The 26,439-nt window shown below is 71.4% G+C and carries 29 protein-coding genes; 11 read left to right on the top strand and 18 right to left on the bottom strand.

Features of this window, described 5'->3' with window-relative positions; all coding sequences use genetic code 11:
* Window positions 1-47: 47 nt before the first annotated feature.
* On the bottom strand, window positions 48-503 hold the full coding sequence (locus ACWDX7_RS23455; protein ID WP_451489081.1) for an Lrp/AsnC family transcriptional regulator: 456 nt from the start codon (window positions 501-503) through the stop codon (window positions 48-50).
* Window positions 504-626: 123 nt separating this feature from the next.
* Between ACWDX7_RS23455 and ACWDX7_RS23450 the strand changes: the two genes are divergently transcribed.
* Window positions 627-761, top strand: a complete 135-nt coding sequence (locus tag ACWDX7_RS23450) for a hypothetical protein (protein ID WP_451489160.1) — start codon at window positions 627-629, stop codon at window positions 759-761.
* Here ACWDX7_RS23450 and ACWDX7_RS23445 read toward each other — a convergent pair.
* Complete coding sequence (locus ACWDX7_RS23445; RefSeq protein ID WP_451489082.1) at window positions 758-1,516, bottom strand: UbiX family flavin prenyltransferase; 759 nt, start codon at window positions 1,514-1,516, stop codon at window positions 758-760. The genes ACWDX7_RS23450 and ACWDX7_RS23445 overlap by 4 nt on opposite strands.
* A 126-nt stretch (window positions 1,517-1,642) precedes the next feature.
* Between ACWDX7_RS23445 and ACWDX7_RS23440 the strand changes: the two genes are divergently transcribed.
* On the top strand, window positions 1,643-2,296 hold the full coding sequence (locus ACWDX7_RS23440; RefSeq protein ID WP_451489159.1) for a rhomboid family intramembrane serine protease: 654 nt from the start codon (window positions 1,643-1,645) through the stop codon (window positions 2,294-2,296).
* Here ACWDX7_RS23440 and mqnP read toward each other — a convergent pair.
* From mqnP to ACWDX7_RS23425, 3 genes are read right to left on the bottom strand one after another with little or no spacing between them, the layout of a single operon-like run.
* Complete coding sequence (gene mqnP, locus ACWDX7_RS23435) at window positions 2,286-3,278, bottom strand: menaquinone biosynthesis prenyltransferase MqnP (RefSeq protein WP_451489083.1); 993 nt, start codon at window positions 3,276-3,278, stop codon at window positions 2,286-2,288. The genes ACWDX7_RS23440 and mqnP overlap by 11 nt on opposite strands.
* Window positions 3,275-3,751, bottom strand: a complete 477-nt coding sequence (locus ACWDX7_RS23430) for a hypothetical protein (RefSeq protein ID WP_451489084.1) — start codon at window positions 3,749-3,751, stop codon at window positions 3,275-3,277. Before ACWDX7_RS23430 ends, mqnP begins: the two co-directional genes overlap by 4 nt.
* The gene (locus ACWDX7_RS23425) at window positions 3,748-5,202 is read right to left on the bottom strand and encodes a menaquinone biosynthesis decarboxylase (RefSeq protein WP_451489085.1); all 1,455 of its coding nucleotides are present in this window, start codon (window positions 5,200-5,202) and stop codon (window positions 3,748-3,750) included. Before ACWDX7_RS23425 ends, ACWDX7_RS23430 begins: the two co-directional genes overlap by 4 nt.
* Before the next feature lie 90 nt (window positions 5,203-5,292).
* Here ACWDX7_RS23425 and ACWDX7_RS23420 point away from each other — a divergent pair, with 90 nt between their 5' ends.
* Window positions 5,293-5,754, top strand: a complete 462-nt coding sequence (locus ACWDX7_RS23420) for a PLD nuclease N-terminal domain-containing protein (protein WP_451489086.1) — start codon at window positions 5,293-5,295, stop codon at window positions 5,752-5,754.
* 51 nt (window positions 5,755-5,805) lie between these two features.
* Here ACWDX7_RS23420 and ACWDX7_RS23415 read toward each other — a convergent pair whose 3' ends face one another.
* The 7 genes from ACWDX7_RS23415 to hemL form a co-directional block, all read right to left on the bottom strand.
* Entirely contained in the window at window positions 5,806-6,324 is a 519-nt protein-coding gene (locus ACWDX7_RS23415) for an SRPBCC domain-containing protein (RefSeq protein WP_451489087.1), read from the bottom strand.
* Between the two features lie 62 nt (window positions 6,325-6,386).
* Window positions 6,387-7,490, bottom strand: a complete 1,104-nt coding sequence (ccsB, locus tag ACWDX7_RS23410) for a c-type cytochrome biogenesis protein CcsB (protein ID WP_451489088.1) — start codon at window positions 7,488-7,490, stop codon at window positions 6,387-6,389.
* Window positions 7,487-9,451 (bottom strand): cytochrome c biogenesis protein ResB, encoded by a 1,965-nt coding sequence (gene resB, locus ACWDX7_RS23405; protein WP_451489089.1) that lies wholly within the window; start codon window positions 9,449-9,451, stop codon window positions 7,487-7,489. Before resB ends, ccsB begins: the two co-directional genes overlap by 4 nt.
* A 13-nt stretch (window positions 9,452-9,464) precedes the next feature.
* Window positions 9,465-10,277: a cytochrome c biogenesis CcdA family protein gene (locus ACWDX7_RS23400; RefSeq protein WP_451489090.1), complete on the bottom strand. Its 813-nt coding sequence runs from the start codon at window positions 10,275-10,277 to the stop codon at window positions 9,465-9,467.
* Window positions 10,278-10,281: 4 nt separating this feature from the next.
* On the bottom strand, window positions 10,282-10,917 hold the full coding sequence (locus tag ACWDX7_RS23395) for a TlpA family protein disulfide reductase (protein WP_451489091.1): 636 nt from the start codon (window positions 10,915-10,917) through the stop codon (window positions 10,282-10,284).
* Window positions 10,918-10,984: 67 nt separating this feature from the next.
* Complete coding sequence (locus ACWDX7_RS23390) at window positions 10,985-11,746, bottom strand: histidine phosphatase family protein (RefSeq protein WP_451489092.1); 762 nt, start codon at window positions 11,744-11,746, stop codon at window positions 10,985-10,987.
* Window positions 11,743-13,077, bottom strand: a complete 1,335-nt coding sequence (gene hemL, locus ACWDX7_RS23385) for a glutamate-1-semialdehyde 2,1-aminomutase (RefSeq protein WP_451489093.1) — start codon at window positions 13,075-13,077, stop codon at window positions 11,743-11,745. Before hemL ends, ACWDX7_RS23390 begins: the two co-directional genes overlap by 4 nt.
* A gap of 298 nt (window positions 13,078-13,375) precedes the next feature.
* Here hemL and ACWDX7_RS23380 point away from each other — a divergent pair, with 298 nt between their 5' ends.
* Entirely contained in the window at window positions 13,376-13,813 is a 438-nt protein-coding gene (locus ACWDX7_RS23380) for a hypothetical protein (RefSeq protein ID WP_053675327.1), read from the top strand.
* Window positions 13,814-13,868: 55 nt separating this feature from the next.
* Here the strand turns inward: ACWDX7_RS23380 and ACWDX7_RS23375 are convergent, their stop codons facing one another.
* Together ACWDX7_RS23375 and ACWDX7_RS23370 are read right to left on the bottom strand one after the other, a co-directional pair.
* Window positions 13,869-14,708 (bottom strand): serine hydrolase domain-containing protein, encoded by an 840-nt coding sequence (locus tag ACWDX7_RS23375; RefSeq protein ID WP_451489094.1) that lies wholly within the window; start codon window positions 14,706-14,708, stop codon window positions 13,869-13,871.
* 126 nt (window positions 14,709-14,834) lie between these two features.
* Window positions 14,835-16,682, bottom strand: a complete 1,848-nt coding sequence (locus ACWDX7_RS23370) for a hypothetical protein (protein ID WP_451489095.1) — start codon at window positions 16,680-16,682, stop codon at window positions 14,835-14,837.
* 174 nt (window positions 16,683-16,856) lie between these two features.
* Between ACWDX7_RS23370 and ACWDX7_RS23365 the strand changes: the two genes are divergently transcribed.
* Both ACWDX7_RS23365 and ACWDX7_RS23360 read left to right on the top strand, forming a co-directional pair.
* On the top strand, window positions 16,857-17,381 hold the full coding sequence (locus ACWDX7_RS23365; RefSeq protein WP_451489096.1) for a GNAT family N-acetyltransferase: 525 nt from the start codon (window positions 16,857-16,859) through the stop codon (window positions 17,379-17,381).
* 282 nt (window positions 17,382-17,663) lie between these two features.
* Window positions 17,664-18,401 (top strand): Mut7-C RNAse domain-containing protein, encoded by a 738-nt coding sequence (locus tag ACWDX7_RS23360; RefSeq protein ID WP_451489097.1) that lies wholly within the window; start codon window positions 17,664-17,666, stop codon window positions 18,399-18,401.
* 97 nt (window positions 18,402-18,498) lie between these two features.
* Here the strand turns inward: ACWDX7_RS23360 and ACWDX7_RS23355 are convergent, their stop codons facing one another.
* A complete protein-coding gene (locus tag ACWDX7_RS23355) occupies window positions 18,499-19,008 on the bottom strand; it encodes a hypothetical protein (RefSeq protein ID WP_451489098.1) in 510 nt (169 codons plus the stop codon).
* A 167-nt stretch (window positions 19,009-19,175) separates the two neighbouring features.
* On the opposite strand from ACWDX7_RS23355, the gene ACWDX7_RS23350 reads away from it, so the two are divergent.
* Both ACWDX7_RS23350 and ACWDX7_RS23345 read left to right on the top strand, forming a co-directional pair.
* The gene (locus ACWDX7_RS23350) at window positions 19,176-19,511 is read left to right on the top strand and encodes a YnfA family protein (RefSeq protein ID WP_451489099.1); all 336 of its coding nucleotides are present in this window, start codon (window positions 19,176-19,178) and stop codon (window positions 19,509-19,511) included.
* An 84-nt stretch (window positions 19,512-19,595) separates the two neighbouring features.
* Window positions 19,596-20,366, top strand: coding sequence for an SDR family NAD(P)-dependent oxidoreductase (locus ACWDX7_RS23345; protein WP_451489100.1), 771 nt, complete (start codon window positions 19,596-19,598; stop codon window positions 20,364-20,366).
* A gap of 123 nt (window positions 20,367-20,489) precedes the next feature.
* On the opposite strand, the gene ACWDX7_RS23340 is transcribed toward ACWDX7_RS23345, so the two are convergent.
* Window positions 20,490-21,080, bottom strand: a complete 591-nt coding sequence (locus ACWDX7_RS23340) for an ArsR/SmtB family transcription factor (RefSeq protein ID WP_451489101.1) — start codon at window positions 21,078-21,080, stop codon at window positions 20,490-20,492.
* Between the two features lie 78 nt (window positions 21,081-21,158).
* On the opposite strand from ACWDX7_RS23340, the gene ACWDX7_RS23335 reads away from it, so the two are divergent.
* Complete coding sequence (locus ACWDX7_RS23335) at window positions 21,159-21,893, top strand: hypothetical protein (protein WP_451489102.1); 735 nt, start codon at window positions 21,159-21,161, stop codon at window positions 21,891-21,893.
* Between the two features lie 150 nt (window positions 21,894-22,043).
* Here ACWDX7_RS23335 and ACWDX7_RS23330 read toward each other — a convergent pair whose 3' ends face one another.
* Both ACWDX7_RS23330 and ACWDX7_RS23325 read right to left on the bottom strand, forming a co-directional pair.
* Window positions 22,044-23,048: a GNAT family N-acetyltransferase gene (locus ACWDX7_RS23330; protein ID WP_451489103.1), complete on the bottom strand. Its 1,005-nt coding sequence runs from the start codon at window positions 23,046-23,048 to the stop codon at window positions 22,044-22,046.
* Between the two features lie 178 nt (window positions 23,049-23,226).
* Window positions 23,227-24,420 carry an RtcB family protein gene (locus ACWDX7_RS23325; protein WP_451489104.1) on the bottom strand — a complete coding sequence of 398 codons (1,194 nt, stop codon included), beginning with the start codon at window positions 24,418-24,420 and terminating at the stop codon, window positions 23,227-23,229.
* A 192-nt stretch (window positions 24,421-24,612) separates the two neighbouring features.
* Here ACWDX7_RS23325 and ACWDX7_RS23320 point away from each other — a divergent pair, with 192 nt between their 5' ends.
* Entirely contained in the window at window positions 24,613-25,476 is an 864-nt protein-coding gene (locus ACWDX7_RS23320; RefSeq protein ID WP_451489105.1) for a DUF3558 domain-containing protein, read from the top strand.
* A 113-nt stretch (window positions 25,477-25,589) separates the two neighbouring features.
* Window positions 25,590-26,393 carry a DUF3558 family protein gene (locus ACWDX7_RS23315; protein ID WP_451489106.1) on the top strand — a complete coding sequence of 268 codons (804 nt, stop codon included), beginning with the start codon at window positions 25,590-25,592 and terminating at the stop codon, window positions 26,391-26,393.
* Window positions 26,394-26,439: the final 46 nt, after the last annotated feature.

Here is a 26,439-nt window from a genome sequence, read left to right as displayed (position 1 = left end):
TGCCGCCGGCCGTCTACCGCCCTTGTCCAACCCGACCCACCGTACTCTCAGGACTCCTCGGGCAGATCCCCGACCCGGTTCTCCCACTTCGTGGAGAGGACGATCGTGGTGCGGGTGCGCGAAACGCCCTTGGTGCCGGAGAGCCGACGGATGATCTTCTCCAGGCCGTCCACGTCGCTGGCGCGCACCTTCAGCATGAAGGAGTCGTCACCGGCGATGAACCAGCAGTCCTCGATCTCCGCGAGGTCGCGCAGCCGCCGGGCCACGTCCTCGTGGTCCGCCGCGTCGGAGAGGGAGATGCCGATCAGCGCCGTGACGCCGAGGCCGAGCGAGGCCGCGTCCACGGTCGCGCGGTAGCCGGTGATGACACCGGCCGACTCCAGACGGTTGATCCGGTCGGTGACGCTGGGGCCGGAGAGGCCCACGAGACGGCCCAGCTCCGCGTACGAGGCACGACCGTTTTCCCGGAGTGCCTGGATGAGCTGCCTGTCCACCGTGTCCATTTACGTGGAGCCTTCCATTATTCGGTGATCCTGCAAGTCTAGGTATAGAATCTAAGGCACACAGGGTCAACACCCTGTGAAATCTTTCAGCAGATCAATGACGATCTTCAGGAGTGGTTCACCGTGTACACGATCGAGATGGCCTACGCACACATGCGACAGCTCCAGGAGCTGGCCAACCGATCCCGTGCCCACCAGCCGACCGCCGCGCACCGCGTGGACGAGACCCGCAAGCCGCGCACCGCCCGCAAGCGCTAGCCACCGCCGCTCGCCGCGTCGGGCCCGCCCGCCGCGTCGGACCCGCTCGCCGTGTCGGCCGCGCCCGCCCGGTCCGGCCCGCCCGTCTCCTGGACGGGGCGGGAGGCGCCGAGCTCGCCCTCCCAACGGCGGTACAGCCGGTGCGGCACCCCTGCCGCGTCCAGCACCCGCCCCGCGACGAAGTCCACCAGATCCTGGATGTGCGTCGCACCCGCGTAGAACGCCGGCGAGGCGGGCAGCACGATCGCGCCCGCCTCGTCCAGCGACACCAGGTGCTTCAGCGTCTGACCGCTCAGCGGGGTCTCCCGCACCGCGACCACCAGCCGGCGCCGCTCCTTGAGCGTCACACTCGCCACGCGCTGGAGCAGGTCCTTCGACAGCCCGAGCGCCACGCCCGCCACGCAGGCCGTGGACGCGGGCACGATGAGCATCCCCTTGACGGAGTACGAGCCCGAGCTCGGACCGGCCGCCAGGTCCCCGGCGCCCCAGTAGCGGACGTCGCCCACGGGCGGTGCGAAGGTCCCCGGCTTGCCGTCGGCGCCACGGCTCAGCCACTCGGCCAGGTCCTCGCGCCAGTGGGCGTCGCGGAAGGCGATGCCGGTCTCGTCCAGCAGGGTCAGCCGCGAAGCCCGGCTGACCACCAGGTCCACACTCTCCCCCGCCGCGAGCAGTCCGCGGAGCACCGCCGCCGCGTACGGCGTCCCGGACGCTCCGGAAACCCCGACCACCCACGGGGTGCGATTGCGCTGAGTCATGCCACCGAGACTATCCGGCCACCACGGGCGGGCACTCGCCAAGGTGTCCCGACGTTGGAGGGGTAAGGGTGTGACGAGGGGGCGACGATGAGCGCGATGCGGGGACCGGGGATGGACGGACCGGGCATGCGGGGACAGGGACCGGGATACGAACCGGGACAGGGGCCGGGAGGACGGGCGTGGACGCAGGCCGCCCGGGCCAGGGCGGCCGGACTGCTCATGGTGGGCTGGGTGACCCTGCTGTGGCTGGTCGAGCTGGTCGATCTGGCCACCGGCCATGCGCTGGACGGGTACGGGATCGTCCCCCGCGAGACGGAGGGGCTGACCGGGATACCGCTGGCACCCTTCCTCCACTTCGGCTTCGACCACGTGGCGTCGAACACCGTTCCGCTGCTGGTGCTCGGCTTCGTGGCCGCCCTCAGCGGGATACGACGCTTCCTGGCCGTCTGCGCCGCCGTCGTCGTCGTGGACGGGCTCGGCGTCTGGCTGGTGTCCCCGTCCCACAGCGTCACCGCGGGCGCGTCGGGTCTGATCTTCGGCCTCTTCGGCTATCTGCTGGTCCGCGGCTTCGTCGAGCGGCGGCCGCTGGGCGTGGCGGTCGGCATGCTCATCGCCGCCTTCTGGGGCACGACCTTCCTGGCCGGCGTCATGCCCACCGATTCCACCGTCAGCTGGCAGGGCCACCTCTTCGGGCTCATAGCGGGCGTGGGCACGGCCCTCCTCCTGCGCCGGCCGGGCCGGGCGGGCCCCGCGGGGGCGCGGGGCGCCCTTACGGCCTGAGGCCCCGCACCAGCAGGTCGGCCAGGGCGAAGAGGAAGAGTCCGATCCCGATCGCGCCGTTGACCGTGAAGAAGGCGCGGTTCAGCCGGGACAGGTCGTGCGGCTTCACGATGGTGTGCTCGTAGACGAAGGCTCCGGCGACGACCGCCAGACCCGCCCAGAAGAGCGCGCCCGCGTCCGTGGCCAGGGCGTACCAGGCCAGCAGTCCGGTGGTGACCACGTGCGCGGCGCGGGCTCCCCACAGGGCGGCCGGGACGCCGAAGCGGGCGGGGACGGACTTGACGCCCTCCACGCGGTCCGCGGCGACGTCCTGGCAGGCGAAGATCAGGTCGAAGCCGCCGATCCACACGCCCACCGCGAGGCCGAGCACCACCGCGTCCCAGGACCACGCACCGGTGACCGCCAGCCAGGCGCCGACCGGGCCCATCGCCTGGGCGAGGCCGAGGATGGCGTGCGGGAAATCGGTGAAGCGCTTGCCGTACGGGTACACCACCATCGGGATCACCGCGATGGGCGCCAGCATCAGGCAGAGCGGGTTCAGCAGCGCCGCCGAGCCGAGGAAGACGGCGAGCGCGACCCCGGCCCCCGTCCAGGCGGTGCGGACGGACACCGCGCCGGTGACCAGCTCGCGGCCGGCCGTGCGGGGGTTCCGGGCGTCGATCTCGCGGTCGATGATGCGGTTGGCGGCCATCGCGAAGGTCCGCAGCCCCACCATGCAGACGGTGACGAGCAGCAGCTCGACCCAGTGCGCGCTCCGGTCGAGCTGGAACATGGCGGTGAGGGCGGCGATGTAGGCGAAGGGCAGCGCGAAGACCGAGTGCTCGATCATCACGAGCCGCAGGAAGGCCTTGACCTTGCCGCTGGCCTGCGGCGCCGGCGCTGATCCACCAGGCCCGGGGCCGGGCCCGGATCCAGCTCCCGGCCCCGGCCCGGAGCCATGCCCCGGCCCCGGCCCGGTCACGCCGTCGGCGGTGGTCATCATGCGAGGCTCCCGCGGAACTCTTCGAGGTCGGCCACGAGCTCGGCGGTGGGCACGGGTCCGGTCCGCAGTGACACGGGCTCCTGCTCCTGCGCGCCGGCGTCCTCCTGCGGGGTGACCCGCGCGGTGAAGGCGTAGGCGTCCGCGCCGGTCGGGCGGGCGTCGAGGCGCAGCACCTCGCCGGCCTCGACCGTGAACGGGCCGCCCGTGGCGAGCGCGGCCAGCAGTCGCTCGGCGAAGTCGTCGGCCTCCGCGTCACGCAGGCCGGGCAGCTCGAAACCGCCGCCCTCGCCGTCCTGCCGGTCCCACAGCACACTCCAGACGTTCCCCGGGCCGGCGAACTCCTCGGGCGAGACGCCCGCCTGCTCGGCGGCCGCCCGGACGCCCGGGTCCGCCAAGTCGAGCTCCGGGCGCACCAGAGCCACGTACGTATCGCCGCCGAGGAACAGGGCCGGGCCGCCCACGGCGGGGCTCACAGGCCGTACTCCTTCCAGCGCCGGTCCACCAGGGCCGCCGTCGCCGGATCGGACTCGACCATGTCGGGCCAGCCGCCGTCGCGGGTGTAGCCCTCCTCGGGCAGCTTCTTCGTGGCGTCGATGCCCGCCTTGCCGCCCCAGAACTGCTGGTAGGAGGCATGGTCCAGGTGGTCGACCGGGCCCTCGACCACGGTGAGGTCGCGGGAGTAGTCCGTATTGCCCAGGGCCCGCCAGGAGACCTCGTGCAGATCGTGGACGTCGCAGTCGGAGTCCACCACGATGATCAGCTTGGTCAGCGACATCATGTGCGCGCCCCAGATGGCGTGCATGACCTTCTGGGCGTGCTTCGGGTACTTCTTGTCGATGGAGACGATCGCGCAGTTGTGGAAGCCGCCCGACTCCGGCAGGTGGTAGTCCACGATGTCCGGCACGATGATCTTCAGCAGCGGGAGGAAGAAACGCTCCGTCGCCCGGCCCAGCGGACCGTCCTCGGTCGGCGGCCGGCCGACCACGATCGACTGGAGCAGCGGGCGCTTGCGCATCGTCACGCAGTCGATCGTCAGCGCCGGGAAGGGTTCCTGCGGGGTGTAGAAGCCGGTGTGGTCGCCGAAGGGACCCTCCGGCAGCATCTCGCCCGGCTCCAGCCAGCCTTCGATCACGACCTCGGCATGGGCGGGCACCTGGAGCGGCACGGTCTTGCAGTCCACCATCTCGATCCGCTTGCCCGCCACGAAGCCGGCGAAGAGGTACTCGTCGATGTCACCCGGCAGCGGCGCGGTGGACGCGTACGTGACGGCGGGCGGGCAGCCGAAGGCGATGGCGACCGGCAGCCGCTCGCCGCGCTTGGCGGCGACCGCGTAGTGGTTGCGGCTGTCCTTGTGGATCTGCCAGTGCATGCCGATGGTGCGCTTGTCGTGGCGCTGGAGGCGGTAGAGGCCGAGGTTGCGGACGCCGGTCTCGGGGTGCTTCGTGTGTGTCAGGCCGAGGTTGAAGAAGGACCCGCCGTCCTTGGGCCAGGTGAAGAGGGCCGGCAGCCGGTCCAGGTCGACGTCGTCGCCGGTGAGGACGACCTCGTGGACCGGGGCGTCGCCCTTGATCTTCTTCGGCGGCACGTGGACCATCGAGCCGAGCTTGCCGAAGGCCTCGCGGACGCCGATGAATCCCTGCGGCAGCTCCGGCTTCAGCAGGCCGCCGATCTTCTCGCTGATCTCGCCGTACGACTTGAGGCCGAGGGCCTTCAGGAGGCGGCGGTCGGTCCCGAAGACGTTCATGGCCAGCGGCATCGCCGAGCCCTTGACGTTCTCGAAGAGGAGCGCGGGCCCGCCCGCCTTGTTCACTCTGTCGACGATCTCCCCGATCTCCAGGTACGGGTCGACTTCGGCCTTGATGCGCTTGAGGTCGCCCTCCCGCTCCAGAGCCCGGAGCAGCGAGCGGAGATCGTCGTAAGCCATAGGGGTCAGTATCCGTCACCTACTACCCTGGAAGCGTCACCGGGGCCCGAGGCGGGCCCGCCGCCACTGCCTGGGAGTCGGTCTCGCACCGTGTTGCGCTATCTGCCCATCCTGCTGATCCTCGCGCTCACCATCTACGCCGCCATCGACTGCCTGAACACACCTGAGGAAGAGGTCAAGCACCTTCCCAAGGCCGCCTGGGTGCTGCTGATCCTGCTCTTCTCGATCGTCGGACCGCTGCTCTGGCTGTTCGCGGGCAAGAAGCGGACCGCGGTCGGCGGCGGTGGGGCGGAGAGCGGCTTCGGGGGCTTCGGCGGCGGCCGGGCGCGCCGGACGCAGTGGGTGGCGCCCGACGACAACCCGGAGTTCCTGAAGTCCCTGCGGGACGAGCGCGACCAGCGGGACCAGCGCGACCGGCGGGCGAAGAGGGACCTGGACGCGAAGAACGGCCAGGAGCCGGGCAGCGACCCGCGCAAGAACCTGGACGAGGATCGCGACAAGGATCCCGACAAGGACCCGGGCAAGGACCCGGGCAAGGGCGACACCCCCTGAGGGACTGGGAGCCCGGGAAGCGAGCCGGGGGCGGCCGCCGGTGGTGGTGATCTACGCGGTGGCGAGGGACGCGTACGAGGCGCGCAGCTGCGACCGGCGGTCGGGCGTCCGGGCGGCCCGGTCCGCCGGGCGCCCCGCCATCGCGGAGTCCAGCAGCTCGAAGCGCTCGTGCCAGTCGGCCAGGCAGTCGAGGAGCTGGGACCGGGCCTCGCCGCCCTCGCCGAAAGTGTGCTCGTTCACGAAGCGGATGACCGTCGAGTCGGTGCCCACCGGTTCCAGGTGGAAGCGCATCCGGCCGTACTCGCTCACCGTGTACTCCACGATCCGCTCGATGTCCCAAGCGGTGACGTGCCCCGTCAGCGCCGCCGCGCTGTCCGGCAGGCGCAGCGTGACCGCCCCGCCGAGCCGGCGCTCCAGTACCTCTGCCTCGCCCAGCCAGTCCCGCAGCCCCTCCGGCGTGGTCAGGGCGGGCCACAGGGCCTCGTAGGCGTATGGCAGGTGTGGTTCGAAATGCACGCGCCAGCGGCCTTCGCCGCGGCTCTCGCTGGTGCCATGGCTCACAGGAGACATGACACCAGCGTCCCACTCCTGCCGGTCGGACGCCCGGGTACGGACTATCGGACGCCCGGGGATCAGACGCCGGAGTAGGAGTGCAGGCCGTTGAGGACCATGTTCACGCCGTAGTAGTTCCAGATCCAGCAGGCGAAGGCGAAGAGCGAGAGGTACGCGGCCTTGCGGCCCTTCCAGCCGGCCGTGGCCCGGGCGTGGAGGTAGCAGGCGTACGCCACCCAGGTCACGAAGGACCAGACCTCCTTGGGGTCCCAGCCCCAGTAACGGCCCCAGGCGTCGCCCGCCCAGATCGCGCCCGCGATGATCGTGAAGGTCCACAGCGGGAAGACGGCCGCGTTGATGCGGTAGGCGAACTTGTCGAGCGAGGCGGCCGAGGGCAGCCGCTCCATCACCGACGTACGGAACCGGCTCGGCTTGCGGCCCGCCTCGACGTGGCTCTCGTAGGCGTCCCGGAACAGGTACAGGACCGTGCCGGCCGCGCCGATGTAGAAGACGGCGCCGCAGAAGATCGCGGTGGAGACGTGGATGTACAGCCAGTACGAGTCCAGGGCGGGAACGAGCTGGTCACTGGCGGTGTAGAGCACCTTGACCGCGATGCCGAGGTCGAGCAGCACACTCGTGACCAGGATCAGGCCGAGCCAGCGGACGTTCTTCTTCAGGAGCAGCAGCACCAGGTACGTGCCGACGGCCACCGTGGAGAAGGTGATCGAGAACTCGTACATGTTGCCCCAGGGGGCCCGCTTCACCGACATCGCGCGGGCGACGACGCCGGCCGCCTCGACGAGGAAGCCGAGGGCGGTCAGCGAGACGGCGATCCGCCCGTACATGTCGCCCTGCACGGTGCCGCCGGCCGCGCCCGGGCCGTCCGGCACGTCGCGGGTGCCGGTGGCGGAGCGCGTCACGACCTGCGGCTTGTCGAGGACGACGGTGCCCCCGGCCGTGGCGCCCTTGACGCCCTGGCCTCGGACCCGCACGGCCGGAGCGCCCGCCGGGGCGGCGGTCGCGGTCAGCGCGGCGGCCGTACGGCCCACCTTGCTGCGGCTTCCGAAGACCCACTCGGCGATGTGCGCGAGGAAGGCGAGCGTGTAGACCGCCATCGAGGAATAGATCAGGTAGTTGCTGATCTCAGCCAGATTCTCGTTGGCTGCGGCTGCGAGCGGCGTCATCCGCGCTCTCCTTCTTCGGCTTCTTCTGGTGCTTCGGGTGCGTCGGGCTCTTCGGTTTCTTGGGGTGCTTGGGGTGCTTGGGGATCTACGGGTTCTGCGACTTGCACGGGCTCAGGCGCCGGCGGGGCCGAGGGCGCCTGCTCGTGCAGTGCGGCGGCGAGCACCGCCAGCTCCTCCGGCAGCCGGGCGGACTCGCTGCGGCCGAGGCCCGCCATCTCCACGACGGTGACCCCGTCCTTGCCCGTCACCGCGCGGACCCAGATGCGGCGGCGCTGGATGAACAGCGACGCGGCCAGGCCCGCGATGGCGGTGATCGCGCCCGCGAGGGCGAGGCCGTTGCCGGGCTGCTGGGACACCTGGAAGGTGGCCCACCGCTCGATGCCCTCGAACTTCACCGTGCCCGCGCCGTCCGGCAGCGTCATCGTCTCGCCGGGCAGCATCTTCTGCTTGAAGAGCGCGCCGTCGGCGTCCTTGAACTCCTGCATCTTGGAGGTGTTCAGCTGGTACACGTTCTGCGGGAGACCCGCGTCCACGCCCAGGCTGCCGTGGTAGGCGCTGAGGGCGAGGACCGGGAAGTCCAGCGCCGGGAACTGCGAGAGCATCGTGCCCTTGCCCTCGCCGGCGAAGGTCGGGACGAACATGGCGTTGAAGCCGAGCTGTTCCTTTTCGCCGTTCTTGTTCCGGTAGCCGTCCGGCACCTTGACGGCGCCCGACGAGCTGAGGTTGGAGTCGAAGGGGAGCATCGGCACGGCGTCCTTGTAGACCACCTTGCCGGTGGGGTCGGTCACCGAGATGACCGGCGCGTAGCCGTGGCCGAGGAGGTAGATCTTGGAGCCGTCGACTTCGAGGGGCTCGTTGACCTCGATCTCGGCCTGCTTGGGCGCCCCGTGCGCGCCCTGGCTGTAGGTGACGTACGCCTTGAAATCGCGCGGGGTGCCCTTCTGCGGGCCCGTCTTCTCGTACGTCGCGTCGAACTTGTCGAGCGTGAAGGAGAAGGGCGGCAGGTCGTCGGAGTCGAAGAGGCTGCCGGATTTGAAGTCGTCGTACTGGGTGAGGGTGTTCGAGAAGCCCTTGCCGCGCAGGACGAGTTTGCCGCCCTCGGACTTGAAGAGCTGGCCGGTGGCGAAGGCCACCAGCAACACGATCAGGGCGATGTGGAAGGCCAGGTTCCCGGCCTCGCGCAGATAGCCCTTCTCGGCGGCGACGGCGCCGCCGCCCGCGTTACTGGCCGCGCTCGTGCCCGCGTTACTGGCCGCGTTCTCAGCCGCGTTCGTGTCCCCGCCCGCGGCCGTCTCCGTACGGAAGCGGCGCCCGGCGAGGAGGGTCCGCGCGTACGAGAGGACCTCCTCGGGGGACTTCTCCGTACGCCAGGTCGTGTAGGCGGGGAGCCGGTCCAGCCGCTTGGGGGCGCCGGGCGGACGGCCGGTGAGCTGACCGATGAACTGCCAGGTGCGGGGCACGATGCAGCCGATGAGCGAGACGAACAGCAGGATGTAGATGGCGGAGAACCACACCGAGCTGTAGACGTCGAAGAGCTGGAGCTTCTCGGCGGCGGGGACCCAGAAGGCGTGGGTCCGCTTCCATTCCTCGACCTTCATCGCGTCGACCTGGGTCTGCGGGATGAGGGAGCCGGGGATGGAGCCCAGGGACAGCAGGAAGAGCAGGATCAGCGCCACCCGCATGGAGGTGAGCTGCCGCCAGAACCAGCGGACCCATCCGGTCACGCCGATGCCGACGGCCGGGCCGGTGGGGCCGTCCTCAAGGGGGGCGGTGGAGAGCTGGGCGCCGGCCTCGCCGAGGGCGGGCTCCGCGTCGGACGGGAGCCCCTGCCCGGACGCGGAGGCCTGCCCGGACGCGGGCGCCTGCTCGCGCCCGTGCTCGTGCTCACGCTCGTGGTCGTTCTCGGAGGGGTCCTCGGACGGGTGCGGCGCCTTCGTGGACGCCTTGTCAGTCGTACTCATGTGCGTTAAGTCCTCAGATCCCCACCGTGACGCCTTGGGTCCAGCTCTGCATGTCGCTGACGATGCTGTCCCACAAACCTGTGACGAGCAGCAGACCGGTGAGGACCAGCATGCCGCCACCGATGCGCATCACCCACGCATAGTGCCGCTTCACCCAGCCGAACGCGCCGAGCGCCTTGCGGAAGGCGATCGCCGCGAGGATGAAGGGCAGGCCCAGCCCGAGGCAGTACGCGACGGTCAGCAGCGCCCCCCGGCCCGCGCTCGCCTGGTCGAGGGAGAGCGTGTTGACGGCGGCGAGGGTCGGGCCCATGCAAGGGGTCCAGCCGATGCCGAACAGCGCGCCCAGCACGGGCGCGCCGAGCAGTCCCGTCGTGGGCTTCTTGTGGAAGCGGAACTCCCGCATCGTCAGCCCCGGGATCAGCCCCATGAAGAAGAGCCCCAGGACGATCACCACACCGCCCAGGACCTGGGAGATCACCGCCCGGTTGTCCTGGAGGGTCGCGCCGAAGTAGCCGAAGAGCGCGCCGGTGGAGACGAAGACGGCCGTGAAGCCCGCGATGAACAGGCTGGCACCGGCCAGCATCCGGCCGCGTCGCGCCTCGGCGAGGTCGGCGCCGCTGACGCCGGTCACGTAGGAGAGGTAGCCGGGGACCAGCGGGAGCACGCAGGGCGAGAAGAAGGAGACCAGCCCGGCGAGCACGGAGATCGGCAGGGCCAGCAGCAGCGCGCCGCCCAGGACGGTCGTGTTGACGCCGGTCGCGTTCACGCCGGCCGGGTCGGCGGCGAGGGTGAGCAGCGCGGGGACGGCCGTGGCCGCGGTGACCACGGGGTCACTTCTCCGCGAGGAGCGGGTCGATCATGGAGCGCAGCTGTGCCTCGTTGATCGCGACCAGCGTGCGGGCGGCGATCCGGCCCTCCTTGTCGAGGACGAGCGTGGAGGGGATCGCCTGCGGGTTGAGCGTGCCCTTGGGGAAGCGGAGCATCAGCTTCCCGTCCGGGTCGTAGAGGCTCGGGTAGGTGATCCCGTAGCTCTCCTCGAAGGCGGTCGCGTTCCGCTTGCTGTTGTCGCGGGTGTTGATCCCGACGAAGGCGACCGGCTGGCCGGCGGCCTCCAGCTCCTTGGCGACCTTGGCGAAGTGCGGGGCCTCGGCGCGGCACGGCGGGCACCAGGAGCCCCAGACGTTCAGTACCACGATCTTGCCCTTGAGGGCGGTGGTGTCGAGGCTCCCGCCGTCGACCGTCTCACCGTCGAGCTTCGGCGCCTCGTCGCGCTCCCCGTGGGCGACGGTGGAGATGCCGCCCGGGCCCCTGACGTAGTTGCCGCCGGCGCTACCGGAGGGCTTGCCGCCGTCGTCGGAACCGAGGCAGGACGTCAGGGTCAGGACGCCCGCGACGGTCACCGCGGTCAGCAAGGTGGCGCGGCCGCTGGTCGAGCGGCGGCGACGGGGGGCGCGGCTGAGGCTCATGTGAAAAGTTTCGCATGGGGCTATTTGTGGATCTACCGCACCCCCCGGCGAGGAGCTGAGGCACTGGTCAGGCGCCAAAGGCCTTGGACTTGCCCTTCACCGGCTTCGCCCCGGCCAGCAGGTGCGCCGGGACGAGGTCCCGGGCCGGCTCGCTGTAGCCCACCGACACCAGCTTGTCGCCCTGGTACGTGAAGGAGGTCATCGAGGCCAGCGTGCACTGGCGGCGGCGCGGGTCGTGCCACAGCCGCCGCTTCTCCGCGAAGCTGCGCACGATCCAGATGGGCAGCTGGTGGCTGACCGCCACCGCCTCGTGGCCGCGCGCCGCGTCGCGCGCCGCCTCCAGCGCGCTCATCATCCGGACCACCTGCTCGACGTACGGCTCGCCCCAGGACGGCTTGAACGGGTTCGTCAGGTGCTTCCAGTTGCCCGGCCTGCGCAGCGCGCCGTCACCGACGCCGAAGGTCTTGCCCTCGAAGACGTTCTGCGCCTCCAGCAGCCGCGCGTCGGTGGCCACGTCCAGGCCGTGGCCCTTGGCGATCGGCGCCGCCGTCTCCTGCGCCCGCTCCAGCGGGGAGGAAACGACGTAGGTGATGTCCCGGCCCTCCAGGTGTTCGGCGACCCGGTCGGCCATCTGCCGGCCCAGCTCGGAGAGGTGGTAGCCCTCGCGGCGGCCGTACAGGACGCCGTCCGGGTTGTGCACCTCGCCGTGGCGCACGAGGTGCACGACGGTGATGCCGGGCGTGGCGCCGGGCCGGATGCCGGGTTCGGCATCGGGCGTGGCGTCGGAGGGGATCCCGGGCGGGATCCCGGGCAGGGCGTCGTTGCTCATGAGGTGCTCTCCGCGGTGGCCTCGGCGGCCGCGCGCGCCGCCGCCGGCAGGGCCGCCGCGATGCGCTCGATCGCCCGCTCGTCGTGGGCGGTGGACACGAACCAGGACTCGAAGGCGGACGGCGGCAGGTAGACGCCCTGCGCCAGCATCGAGTGGAAGAAGCCGTTGAAGCGGAAGCTTTCCTGCTTCTTGGCGTCGTCGTAGTTGCGCACCTCGTCCTCGGTGAAGAAGACGGAGAACATGTTGGACGCGGTCTGGAGGCGGTGCGCGACGCCTTCCTTGCGCAGCGCCCCGCTGACCAGGCTCTGGATCTCGGCCGACACGGCGTCGACCTTGTCGTACGCGGCCTCGTCGAGCAGGTGCAGCTGCGCGAGGCCCGCGGCGGTGGCGATCGGGTTCCCGGACAGCGTGCCGGCCTGGTAGACGGGCCCGGCGGGGGCCAGGTACCCCATGACGTCCGCGCGGCCGCCGAACGCCGCGGCCGGGAAGCCGCCGCCCATGACCTTGCCGAAGGTCATGAGGTCCGGCCTGACCCCGTCGACGCCGTACCAGCCGGCGCGGCTCGTACGGAAGCCCGTCATCACCTCGTCGGAGATGTACAGGGCGCCGTTTTCGCGGCAGAGGTCCGCGAGACCCTGGTTGAAGCCCTCGGCGGGCGTGACCACGCCCATGTTGCCGGGCGCCGCCTCGGTGATCACGCAGGCGATCTCGCCGGGGTGCGCGGCGAAGGCCGCCCGTACCGCTTCGAGGTCGTTGTACGGCAGGACGATCGTGTCGGCGGCCTGCGCTCCGGTCACACCGGGCGTGTCCGGCAGGGCGAAGGTCGCGAGCCCGGAGCCGGCGGCGGCCAGCAGCGCGTCCACGTGGCCGTGGTAGCAGCCGGCGAACTTCACCACCTTGGCGCGGCCCGTGAAGCCCCGCGCCAGCCGGATCGCGGACATGGTCGCCTCCGTGCCGGAGGACACCAGGCGCACCTGCTCGACGGGCTCGATGCGGGCGACGATCTCCTCGGCGAGGGCCACCTCGCCCTCGCCGGGCGTACCGAAGGAGGTGCCGCGGGCGACGGCCGCCTGGACGGCCTGGATGACGGCGGGGTGGGAGTGGCCGAGGATCATCGGCCCCCACGAACACACGAGGTCGACGTACTCCCGGCCGTCGGCGTCGGTGAGGTACGGACCGGTGCCGGACACCATGAACCGGGGCGTACCGCCCACGGCACGGAACGCGCGGACCGGAGAGTTCACGCCGCCGGGGGTCACGAGGGAGGCGCGCTCGAAGAGCGTCTGCGAAACTGGGGCTTCATACGGGTACGGGTAGCTCACACCAGCCATGGTCTCAGAGGCCGCGACTGACTGGCGGACTGGCGTTTCACCGCGCCGCCGCGGGGGAGGTCACTGCCATGATGATCAGGCTGCGTGGCGGGGGCCGCGTGGCCGGGGCGGGCAAGACCAGTCGGGTGGAGATATGCAGCGCGGTGGTGGAGCGGGTGAGGGTACGGACGGGCTCGACCCGCAGCGCGCCCGCGAGTCCCGCCGCCGTGGCAAGCACCGCCGCCGCGCCGCCGAGGCCGCCGACGCGGTCCCGGCTCCGACGCAGCCGCTGGACGGCCTCCTCCCCAAGGGTCGCGGCATGGGAGTGACGTACAAGTACTTCGGCGCCCCGGACGGCGCGACGGCCGCCCGCGTCCCGGTGACGATGCGGCCGGAGGAGCTGGGCGGCGACGAACTGGGCATGGGCGGCCTGTTCACCAAGATCAAGCCGGAGACGGTGGCCGCGATGGTCCTGACCGGCATCGAGGGCATACCCCTCCACAAGGTGCCCCCGCTGGAACTGGTCGTGCTGCACCCCGACTACGCGGTGGTCAAACTCCCCATGACGGTGGTCGACCCGCTCCGCGGCGTCGGCGAGGAATCGGTCGGCGCGGCCGCCTTCATCTGGTCCACGGTCCCGGACCGCGGCGGCCCCCGCGACGCCTTCAACGTCTACCAGCTGCTCCACGAATGGCAAGATTTCAGCCACAGACTGCACGAAGCCGGGCACCAGCCCTACTGCCTGGTCTGGCCCTGACCGCGTCACCCCGGCCTCCGTGCCTCCATGCCTCCATGCCTCCATGCCCGAATCGTCACGCGTCCGAGAGCCGGGAGACCGCGAGGGCCTCGGCGCCCATGCGGTCCGTGGTGTCGGGGGACCCGCCGAGCCGGTGGAGGAGCCTCCAACGGCCGTCGGGCAGCGCGGCCGCGAAGACCGACGCTCCTTCGGTGGCGCCGTTGTGCCAGGTCACGGCGCCGGTCTTCCTCCAGGTCGGGGCCGGCGGCCCGAGGAGCTTGTCCACGAGCAGCCCCGTCAGGACTCGGGCGGCGGCCCGGGGAGTGGCCCAGAGACCGCCCGCGGGCAGGATGGCGCCGTCCATGGTCCAGGGCTTGCGCGGGCGGTTGAGCAGGCTGGTCGTCGCGAGCAGGCGTTGCTCCGCCGGGGGATGCGCCGTCATCTCGTGAATGTCGAGGGGTTCGAGGACGTAGTGCCGCGCGAGCTCCTCGTACGGAATCCCGGCAGCGACCGACAGCGCCGAACCGAGCAGCGCGTAGCCGAGGTTGGAGTACTCCTCGGTGGCGCCGGGCGGAGCCGTGGCCATCTCGCCGAGACCGGCGAGCAGCGCGGCCAGGGCTGCCTGGTCGAAACCGCGGTACGGGTTGCTGCGCGGCAGGCCCGGGGGCTGGCGGGGCAGGCCGGAGGTGTGGTCCGCCAGGTGTAACAGGGTGATGCCGCTGCCGGGCGGTGTGTCGAGCCAGCGATCGATGGGATCGTCCACGCCCAGGACGCCGGCCTCGGCCATGCGCATGAGTGCGGTGCCGGTGACGACTTTGGTCAGCGATCCGATCTGGACGTAGCCGGCGGCGCTGTGGCCGTGGGTGACACGGGGTTCGATCTCGTTGCCGAGGAGGCAACTGGGCGTCCGGAACACGGAAGGCCCCTTTCAGGTAGTTCGTGCGCGTAGTCCGTACGCGTACGGAATACACGTGGTGGTTGATACGCCACGTTCGTACGCCGCCGCCCCCGGTCGCGGGTACAGAGGCGCGGGCGGTGGGGGTCAGAGGCGGTGGACCGTGTGGAGGCGGGTGGCGTACGTGCCCGTTCCGTCCAGGACCGAGGCACCCGACATGTCCCCCATCGTCGGCCCGTGCGAGCTCTTGCGGCTGGACACGAAGCGGCGCCGGCCGTCAGCGTCCGGGCCGAGGTAGATGCCGACGTGGTCGACCGCGTAGTCGTCCGGGTCGGTCACCGACTCCTCCGCGTCGTTGACGCCGAAGAGGACCAGGTCACCGGGCTGGAGCAGCGCCGCGGCCGGCGGGTGCACACCGTCCGCCGTCTGCCCGATCCGTACCCCCGGCGCGGAGTCCACCATGGCGCCCGACCTGCGCGGCAGCCCCCTCTTCTCCGGGTCCACGTCGCAGAACAGCGGAACGCCCATGTGGTAGCCGTAGACCATCCGTACGTAGCCCGAGCAGTCGAGGTTCCCGGCCAGGCCCTCCTTCTTCCGCTCCAGCGGTTTGTCGGGGAAGAGGGTCCAGTCCCGGTCCATGTAGTCGTGGAAGTCCGCGCCCACCGGCAGGAGCCCCTGGCTGTCCAGTTTCCCGTACCCCGCATCGCCCAGCACCCGCGCGCCCACCGGTGTCCTGCTGCCGCTGCTCACGGCCGGGGCGCCAGGCAGGAACATCGCCGCGTACGAGAGCACGTCGGGGGCCAGTGACCCGGCCCAGCCGCGGACGGTCGCCTCCAGGGCCGGGGTCCAGTTCCCGTCGAAGGGCGCGTCCAGCACCCGTACCCAGTCCCGGTGGGTGACGACGGGCGGCCTGTGCCAAGTGACTTCCCTGACGGCGAAACGCCTGACCGTCAGCGTGATCGGGAAGCTCGTGCAGCCGGGCGAGGCGTAGGCGCGCAGGCCCATCCGGCCGCTGCCGTGGTCGGTGTTGGTGAACTCGGCGGTCCAGGCGGCCGGTTCCGTACCGGCCGAAGGCCAGGCCTTGACCTGGGACCGGGCTCCCGAGCGACGTACCCGGACCGTCCACTCGGTGCCCGCCGCCACGTCGGTGGCGAGGCGTAGCACCCGGTCCGGCGTGGTCAGCAGCTGGTGGGTGGTGCCCGCCTTCACGCTCTCCAGGCGGAGGTCCACCGCGCCCTGGGTGGTGAAAGAGAGCCGGGCCCGGTAGTGGTTGTCGACGGTGTCGAAACCGAAGACGGCGGCGTACGAACAGGCTTCGCCCGAGGGGACCTTGTCGAAGCCGGCCCGGATGTGGAAGTCGACGTCGGCGACCGCCGCATCGGTGAGGGTGGCGTAGCGGCCGGCCGCCGAGTCGGTCAGGCGGATCGTTCCGGCGCCGGGCGTGACCGCGTAGTCGTAACCGGTCTGGGCGCTGTGGGCACCGCCGGTCAGGGTCCAGGAGCCGCCGCCCGGTGCGCTGCCCCAGCCGTGGATCCGCCGGGAGGCGTCGGGGATCGCCGGATCGGGGACGGAGCGGGCGAAGTCGTCGGTGAAGGGCTGCTTGTTCTCCGTGAACGTCCGCTCCGGCCCGGTCAGCAACACGGTCCGGGCGCCCTTGGTGAGCAGCGCCACGCGCTCCTGGCCGCCGGACGTGACCTCCGTACGGTCCGGCGTGCCGGCCGTTCCCGCCGTTCCCGCCGTTCCCGGCAGTACGGTCGCGGTGAGGGCGCCGACTGAGGCACGCGTGGCCGCCGCGATGTCGTACGGGGTACCGGTGAGGGTCATCGAGGAGCGCGGGCCGGTCAGGCTGGCCCCGACGGCCGTCGTCGCCGTCGTGGTGGGCACGGTGGCGGGTGCGGCGGCCGCCCGCGCCGGGGACACGGTCAGGCTGGTCAGCGGAGCGGCAGCCGAAGCGGCCACCGCGGCGAGGAGACTGCGACGGGATGCGTTGCTCATGCGTCACATCATGGTGAGGGCTCGTGGCCGCGGGACGGCGGGGGTCTTCGGCGTGATCTTCGGCGGCGCAGGGGGGCTCCGGCGGGGGGCTCCGGCGGGGGGCTCTAGCCGGGCGGTGCCCTGCCCGTCAGCGGCTGGTTGCGGTCCGCGCCGCTGCCCCGGGAGGCTGTCCGCATGGAGACACGAGTACGCCTGGAGCCCTGGGCGGCCGGCGACTACTGGCTGCTGGAACGCAAGAACGAACCGGCCATGACCCACCACCTCGGTGGCCCGGAGTCACCGGAGAAGCTCGCCGACCGGCACCGCCGCTACCAGGAGCTCAGCGCGCGCGAACCGGCCGCCGGGCGGATGTTCCGAATGGTGCTGGAATTCTCCGGCGAGACGGTCGGCTCGATCGGCTTCTGGGAGCGCGAGTGGCGGGACGAGCCGGTGTACGAGGCCGGCTGGGGCGTGCTCCCGGAATTCCAGGGCCGCGGGTTCGCGACGGTCGCGCTGACCGAACTCCTCGCCCACATCCGGACGCACGGCTGCCGCGACGCGGTCCACGCCTTTCCCGGTACGGACCACCCCGCGTCCAATGCGGTGTGCCGGCGGGCGGGCTTCGAGTGCCTGGGCGAGGTCGACTTCGAGTACCCGCCGGGAGTGCCCCACCCGAGCTTCGACTGGCGCTACCGGCTGCGCGGTGACCTGCCCCGATAGCCTCGGCCACCTCGCGCCCGCTCCGGGTCCCGGCGTCGCCCGTATCCCGCCGCCGCAGGCAACGACCGCCGCAACAGCCCCGCCAGTCGGCCGGGCCCGACCCCCGCACGCCGCATGCCGCACGCCGCACGCCGCCCGGCGCCGGGCATCCCGCGTACGGCCCCGCACCCCGCCCCATCCCGGCCGCACCGCAACCACCCACCGCCCTACGGCCTCGGCGGTGTCCGGCGTCGACCGTAAAACCGGCCGCGGCCACTCGCCCCGCAATGGCATGCTGACAAGGTGAACGGACCCGGCATTCAGCTCACCCTCGCCCCCGAACTGCGCCTGTTCGCCGCGCCCAGCCGGCGTGCCGAGCGCGTACCGACCGTGACCGACGGCGCCTCCAGCCTCGGGCACGTCGTCGAATCGACCGGCGTCCCGCTGACCGAAGTCGGCCGTCTGCTCGTCGACGGGCAGGAGGTGCCCGTCTCCTACGTGCCCCGGGAGGGCCAGTCCGTCGAGGTACTCGGCGTCGACCGGCCCCAGCAGATCCCCGGCGCCCCGCTCCGCTTCCTGCTCGACGTCCACCTCGGCACCCTCGCCCGCCGGCTGCGCCTGCTCGGCGTGGACGCGGCCTACGAGAACGAGGACATCGGCGACCCGGCCCTCGCCACCCGTTCCGCCGCCGAGCAGCGCGTGCTGCTCTCGCGGGACCGCGGGCTGCTGCGCCGCCGCGAAATCTTCGCCGGCGCCTACGTGTACAGCGACAACCCGGACGAACAACTACGCGACGTCCTGGGCCGTTTCGCACCCGCGCTCGCCCCGTGGACCCGCTGCACCGCCTGCAACGGCCCGCTCCGCGAGGCCGACAAGGACAGCGTGGGCGACCGTCTCGAAAGCGGCACGCACCGCACCTACGACGTGTTCGCGCAGTGCACCCGCTGCGAGCGCGTCTACTGGCGCGGCGCCCACCACACCCGCCTGGAGCGCATCGTCGCCGAAGCCCTCGCCGAATTCGGCGGAGCCGCCACCGCCTGACCGGACCCACCACCGGACCCGCCACCGGACCCACCACCCGGGCGCGGCCCCCGCCCCAGCGCGCCCCCGCCACGCCGCGCGCCCGCGCCCGTACGGCTCAGAAGGCGTAGGTGTCGCCCGTGTCCAAGGCCAGTACCACCGGCTCGTTGTTCACCGGGTTGCGGTCGGTCGCGCCGCCGTTCCACCACGTGCTCACCCGTACCACCACCTCCGGCGCCCGCTCCCGCAGTTCCAGCAGCAGCCCGATGTGACGGCCCTCCCCCCGCCGCGGCAGCGCGCCCGTCTCGCAGACCACCTCGCGCTGTCCGGCGCGCGCGCAGCCCTCCGCGAGCGCCTGCCGGTCCGCGAGGTCGGCCGAGAGCCGCACGCGTACGGTGGCGTTCGCCAGCGCCGCCGGGCCGCGGTTCTCCGGAACCACCCACAGCCGCAGCCGCCCCTGCGAGAGGGACACCATGCCGCGGTACGCCACGTCGGCCTCCGGCCCGGCCCACCCCGCGGCGGCCCCGTCGTCGCTTCCCCGGGCGCTCCCCTGAGCACTCCCGGCCCCGCCCAGTCCCAGCACCAGCAACCCCGCCACCACCACACTCAGCACGGCACCACGGCGCACCGACACCACCTCCTGGCGCGGACGCTAACCAGCGCCCGCCCCGCCCCGTCGGACCATCACACGAATGAGGGCGCGCCCCTGCCCCCAGATGAGGGCGCGCCCTCCACCATTCGTCCCCCGTGTCCGCCCGACCTCGGGCAGGCACCCGTCCTGCGTACCTTTGAGCCATGCTGATCGCCCGCTCCGCCGCCCTCTTCGCCCTCGCCGCCCTCCTGGAGATCGGCGGCGCCTGGCTCGTCTGGCAAGGCGTACGCGAGCACAAGGGCTGGGCCTGGATCGGCGCCGGAGTGATCGCCCTCGGGCTCTACGGCTTCGTGGCGACCCTGCAACCGCAGGGCGACTTCGCCCGCGTCCTCGCCGCCTACGGCGGAGTCTTCATCGCCGGATCCCTCGCCTGGGGCATGGTCGCCGACGGCTACCGCCCCGACCGCTGGGACGTCGTCGGCGCCCTCGTGTGCCTCGCCGGCGTGGCCGTGCTCATGTACGTCCCGCGCGGCCGCTGACCGCGCTTCCGCGCCGTGGTGGCCGCCGCACCGCGCCTATGCTGGCGAGGAATCGCCCGTACGAACGAACGAGGAGCCCCGCACATGAGCACGGCCACCCGTACCGCCGTAGTCACCGGCGCGAGCAGCGGCATCGGCGCGGCCACCGCCCGGCAGCTCGCGGCCGCCGGCTACCACGTGGTCCTCACGGCCCGCCGCAAGGACCGCATCGAGGCCCTCGCCGCCGAGCTCACCGCCGCCGGCCACTCCGCCGCGGCCCACGCCCTCGACGTCACCGACCGCCCCGCCGTCGACGCCTTCGCCGCCTCGCTCGACCGCTACCCGTCCGTCGACGTCCTGGTCAACAACGCGGGCGGCGCCATCGGAGCCGAGCCCGTCGCGACCGGCGACCCCGCCGACTGGCGCACGATGTACGAGGTCAACGTCATCGGCACCCTCAACGTCACCCAGGCCCTGCTGCCGGCCCTGACCGCCTCCGGGGACGGCACGGTGGTCGTCCTGTCCTCCACCGCCGGGCACTCCACGTACGAGGGCGGCGCCGGCTACGTCGCAGCCAAGAACGGCGCCCGCGTCCTCGCGGAGACCCTGCGCCTGGAGATCGTCGGCCAGCCGGTCCGCGTCATCGAGATCGCGCCGGGCATGGTCAAGACCGAGGAGTTCGCCACCACGCGCTTCCGCGGCGACGCCGACAAGGCCGCCAAGGTGTACGCGGGCGTCGCGGACCCCCTGTCCGCCGACGACGTGGCCGACACCATCACCTGGGCCGTGACCCGCCCGAGCCACGTCAACATCGACCTCCTGGTGGTCCGCCCCCGCGCCCAGGCCTCGAACACGAAGGTCCACCGCGAGCTCTGACCCGGTGGGCACGCGGGCGGGAGTGTGGGCCTGACCAGCTCACCCGTACGGTCGGTCAGTCGGCCAGTCGGCCAGATGGGTCAGTCGGTCAGTCGGTCAGACCGCTCATCGGCCGGCTGCCGGTCAGTCGGCGGGCAGGCCGAACCAGCGGAGGAGTACGGGCCGCGCGTCGTCGGGGGCGTCCTCGGGGCCACGGGCATAGCGCGCGAGCAAGGCCAGGTAGTCGTCATGGAACGCGCCCAGCTCACCCTTCGTGAGGTGGATGAGGCTGCGTGAACCGCGCATCCACCCTTCGGACTCCGCCTGTCCGGCGGTGAACTGCCGGGCGAGCTGGACGTCCTCCTCCATCCTCATCCGGTCCAGCTCGGCCGACATGGCGCGCTCGGCCTCCGTCAGCTCACCCTGCGGCGGTCTGCGGATGTCGAGGCCGCGCACCCCGCGCCACCAGCGCTCACGCCCGGTGGAACGCTCGGGGATGTCCTCGATGAGGCCGCTGCGCTCCAGCATGCGCAGGTGGTAGCTGAGCGTGCCGGTGTTCTCGCCGAGGGCGGCGGCCAGTGTGGTCGAGGTGGCCGGGCCCGCCGCGCCGAGGTGGCGCAGGATGCGCAGGCGCAGGGGGTGCGAGAGGGCCTTGAGCACCTCGGGGCTGTCGACCGTGCGCCGCCGCCCTGCGGCCGCTTCCGCCGCGCCCTGCTCTTCCGTCTCTTTCGTCATGGCGGCACTCTATCGAAAATCACAGAGATTTCTATGCAGAGCTTCCTCTGCATAGAAATCTCTGCAATGCTGGTCCACATGACACCGAACCGAGTGACCTCGCATCGCACAGTCCGCCGCATCACAACTGCCGCCGCGTCCGCACTCCTTGCGGGGCTCGCCCTGGGGGCCTCACCCGCGCACGGAGCCGAAGGGGCGGCGCCTTCTCCCGAGTTCGACTTCTCCGCCTGCCCGACCGTCGATGAGCTGCCCGCGGGTGCGGACCCCGGGACCTGGCGCTGCGAGGTCATGCACGCCACGGGGCATCTGCGCATGGGCACCGTGGACGAGCCGCTCACCGAACCGATGAAGATCACCTTCGCGGAAGGCCGTGTGAACGGTGAATTCCGCCAGGTCTTCGGGGAGATGACCGCTGCGCCGATCCGGGTCGGACGCACCCCCCTGACCCTGACTCCGCAGTACGGCGGCTATTCCGACTTCCTGTCCGACGACACCCGGCGCGGCGAGTTCGACATCAAGTTCGCCATAGGCTCGGCGCACCGGCCGCCGGCCTTGCCGTCGGCAGGCTGCTCGGTGGGCAGCGGTGAGGACGCGGTCCACCTCGTGCTCAAGGACACCGATCCCACCCGGGTGATCTCCAAGAACCCCCTGATCCTCACCTTCGGCGCCCAGGACACCGACTTCGCCGCCCCGCGCACCACCGGCTGCGGCCCCCTGAACCGCGCCCTCGACCGAGCCCTGGGCCTGCCGTCCCCGGCGGGGACCAATGCCTTCGACATGGACGTCACGGTGGCGATCCGGCCCTACATATAGGCGCTGGTCTGGTGATCTCCGTGGTATGCCGACGTGGCCAGTGAGAACGGTGACGGGTGGTCAGCGGCTGGTCGTTCAGTGTGGAGTCCGGGTGTCAGTTCTCTCGTGACGGCACTGGGGCTTCCCCCGAAGCTCGGTATGGCGGTGGGCTCAGCGCCAGTCGTCGATCACGTAGGCGTCTGGGTGGCTGTAGCCAGGTTCGTTGGGCTTGTGCATGGCCACGCCTTGCAGCCAGGTACGGAAACCGCGGTCGACCATGCGCCGGTAGGCATCCTGGCGGGCCAGGTTCATACCGGCGTCCAGTTGGCTGAGTCCCTTCTCGGTGGCCAACTGCTCGCACGCATCCAGCAGTCGTTCGAACCGGTCCGCGGCGTCCGGGCCAGGGCGTACGGCGCCGAACTTGACGAAGCACACGTCCTCACCGGCCTCCGACCCCGCTCCGCAGTGGCAGACAGCCAGACCGTCGAGGTCAGAGTCGGCGCCCTCAAGGAGGATGGTGTCACCGAGCCCCTGCGCCTGTGTGGCCACGATCTCGCGCTCCAAGCTCAGGCCCTCGTACACGGCCCCCGTCAGTGCGCGACTGAGGCTCAGTGCGTCGGGCCGCTCAGCGGCGGTCAGCTCGCCGTACAGCACTCGGCCGGGGGCTGCGGCATTGACGGCGACCTGTTTCTTCATGATGGCTGTAAGGAAGCGGGGCCAGAAACCGTACCGGCGGTAGAGCTCAAGGTGCTTGGGACTGTGCGCGAAGGTGAACAGGCCGAGGTGGCGGTTCCGCCAGGTGTCGAAGCAGGCCATGACCGGTTCCATAAGGCGCCTGCCGATGCCCTGATCCCACAGATCCGGACGTATGGTCAGCGGGCCGAAGAACCCGACGCTGCCCCAGTTGGTGGCGAAGGTCGATCCGACGACCTCGCCCTCGAAGGTCGCTGCGAAGGCCGCATGTGGATCTGCCGCCCAGCGGGTGCGGACATAGTCGGCGGTCCCGAAGAACGTCGCCGGCTCAGGGGCCCCGAGGAAGGTTCCGAAGGCGACCCTGAAGATCTTGTCGGCCCGATCCAGGTCCGGCTCAGCCAGCGGGCGGACCGACACCGAGGCGGCGACACTCGTTCGCTCTCCTGCGGGCATGATCGCTCTCCTTTCCGCCCCCAGTTCCATGGCACCACGGACGTGCGCCGCGGGCGAAGCGACAGGTCCGGCGGTACCCCAGGATCGAGCGGCCGCGTTCCCCGACGACCGGGCGGCCGTCTTCCTGCCGGTCGACGACCCGCTGGGCCACGGGTCCGCCGGGGGCCTCCGAGGAGGCGGAGGAGCGCCGACGGCGCTCAGAGGGGGCTCAGCCCTTGACGCAGATGACCTGCTTCAGCTTGGCCACGACCTGCACCAGGTCGGTCTGCTGGTCGATGACCTGCTCGATCGACTTGTACGCCCCCGGAATCTCGTCCACGACACCGGAGTCCTTGCGGCACTCCACGCCCCGGGTCTGCTCCGCCAGGTCCCGCGCCGAGAAGCGCTTCTTCGCCGCGGTCCGGCTCATCTTCCGGCCCGCGCCGTGCGAGGCCGAGTTGAAGGACTTCTCGTTGCCGAGGCCCTTCACGATGTAGGAGCCCGTGCCCATCGAGCCCGGGATGATCCCGTAGTCACCGCTGCCGGCGCGGATGGCGCCCTTCCGCGTGACCAGCAGGTCCATGCCGTCGTACCGCTCCTCCGCCACGTAGTTGTGGTGGCAGCTGATCTCGTGGTCGAAGGAGACCTTCGCCTTCCGGAACTCCTTGCGGATGACTTCCTTGAACAGGCTCATCATCGCGGCGCGGTTGTACTTGGCGTACTCCTGCGCCCAGAAGAGGTCGTTGCGGTACGCCTCCATCTCGGGCGTCGCCGCGAGGAAGACGGCGAGGTCCCGGTCCACCAGACCCTGGTTGTGCGAAAGCCCCCGGGCCACGCCGATGTGGAACTCGGCGAGCTCGTTGCCGATGTTCCGGGAGCCCGAGTGCAGCATCAGCCAGACAGAACCTGTCTCATCGAGACAGAATTCGATGAAGTGATTGCCTGATCCGAGCGTTCCGATCTGCTTTGTTGCGCGTTCCTGACGGTACTTGACCGCATCCGTGATGTGGTCGAAGCGCCTCCAGAGGTCCTCGTACCCCTCCACGGAGAACCCGTACAGCCGTCCCGGGTCCACCGCCTCCTTGTGCATCCCCATACCCACGGGGATCACCTGCTCGATCCGCGACCGCAGCTTCGACAGGTCACCCGGCAGGTCGTTCGCCGTGAGGGAGGTCTTCACCGCCGACATGCCGCAGCCGATGTCCACGCCCACCGCCGCCGGGCAGACCGCGTCCTTCATCGCGATCACCGAGCCGACCGTCGCGCCCTTGCCGTAGTGGACGTCCGGCATGACGGCCAGGCCCTTGATCCACGGGAGGGTGGCTACGTTGCGGAGCTGCTGCATCGCGCCGTCTTCGACCGACGCCGGGTCGGTCCACATCCGGATGGGAACCTTCGCCCCAGGTACCTCTACATACGACATACGGTTCTAATCCCCCGAAAACCACAGAAAAGTCTGAATACGCAAAAAGCCTCGCTCTTGATCCCAAATACGACAGGGGACCGGCGCCGGCACCAGCGTGTGCGATAGACATTGTGTCCATCCGCGCCCGAGCCGCGGCAACGCATTTTCCTGACCGCCGGGCGGCCGGCCGGTCGAAGGGAGCCATTGGACGTGCAGCGCAAGGCGGTACGGCGAGCCCTGCCGGGCATCGCGATGCTCACCGCGCTCTTGGCCGGGTGCACCGGCGGGGGCGGCGGCGGGACCACCAGCGACGCGAAGGCGGGCGGCAGCCCCGCCGCGCCCGCGCAACCCGGGAAGTACAGCAGCCTGCCCGCCCCCTGCAAGGCCGCCGACGGCAAGCGGCTCCGGGCCATGCTGCCGGCCCCGGCCGCGCTCGTCGGGGAGCAGCTCGAACGGCTCTACGCCGGCACCGCGGACGCCTCGTACGACGGCGACCGGCGCGTCGGCTGCCGCTGGACCACGCAGACGCCCGAGGAGACGCGGCTGCTGTCGGTCGCTTTCGAGCGGGTGGTCTCGTACGACCGGGCGGTCGCGAGCGACGACGACAAGGCGCGTCAGGTGTACGTGCGCCAGCTCACCGACGCACGGCTGCCGTTCCCCGGTCCCGCCACGCCTCCGGGCGCCGGTACGGGGGCGGGGACGAGTGCGGGGACGGGCGGGAGCCCGAGCCCGCATGCGAGTCCGAGCGGCGGTGCCGCTCCCGACGCCGCCGCGGGTGCGCCCGCGCCGGGGGCGCCGGCGAGCCCGGGTGCGACCAGCGCCCCGCCCGAGCTGGGCTCCCGCGTGCTGGAGGGGCTCGGGAACGAGGCCTTCCTCGACGACAAGCTGAGCGCCGCCGGGGCCACCGCGGCGCAGGCGCGCACCGTGCGGATTGTGTTCCGTACCTCGAATGTCATCGTCACGGTCGAGTACAGCGTGCAGCCTTCGCTGCCCGGTACGGTGCCGCCTAGTACGGAAACCCAGGACGAGGCACGGCAGTTGGCGCAGGCCCTCGCCGAGCGGTTCAACGACTGAGCGGCGCGCGGCCGGCCCGGGCGTGACGGCGCGCACAGCAGGCGGCCGCCGGGTCGGGCTACCGTTGCACGCGTCCGCGCCCGAAGAAAACCCACCAACGCACTGAAGGAATCATGCACCGATCAGCCTCGCGCCTCACCCGCGTTCTCGCCTGCGCAGCCGTCCCGGTGATCCTCACCGTGGCCGGGTGCTCGTCCGACTCGGGCAAGGGATCGGGCTCGGGCGGCGACAAGAAGTCCGGTTCCTCCTCGTCCGCCAAGCCGAGCGCGAAGCCTTCGCCCACCCTGGAGAAGGCGACGTTCGCCACGCTGCCCGAGCCCTGCAAGGCGGTCCAGACGGCGACGATCGACTCCCTCGTCCCCGAGGCGAAGGACAAGAACGGGACGGCAACCAAGTCCAACGACCTGGCCAGCCGCGCGGGCTGCACCTGGAACGGCCTGGACGAGGACGGGCTGAAGGGCTCGCAGTACCGCTGGCTCTCGATCTCGATGTTCCGCTACGACTCGCAGGCCTCGCTCGGCAGCGCCAACAAGCGGGCCGAGGAGCAGTACAACAAGCAGGTCGAGGCCGCGAAGGCGGCGGAGGGCGCGCAGAACCTGAAGGCGGAGCCCGCGGGCGGGATCGGCGACCAGGGCACCTCGGTCGTGTACAGCGTGAAGAAGGACGTGGACTTCTTCAACACGACGATCGTGGCGCGCACCCACAACGTGGTGATCACGCTCGACTACAACGGCGCGGCGTACGAGGGCGCCGGCGCCCCGGACCACGCGAAGCTGCTGCAGGACGCGATCGTGGCGGCGAAGGAGACCGTGGCCTCGGTCGACACCGCCAACCAGCAGAAGCAGCCCGAGCAGCCGCAGCAGCCGCAGCAGCCCGAGCAGCCCGCGCAGCCCGCGGCGGCGCAGCCCCAGCAGTAGGCGGCCGGCCGGTGGGGGCAGGGGCAGGGGCGGGGCCGGGGGCGCT

The organism is Streptomyces sp. NPDC003034 (assembly GCF_053591375.1).
The sequence above is the reverse complement of the archived record's forward strand: the minus strand, read 5'-3'. Positions and strand labels throughout refer to the sequence as shown.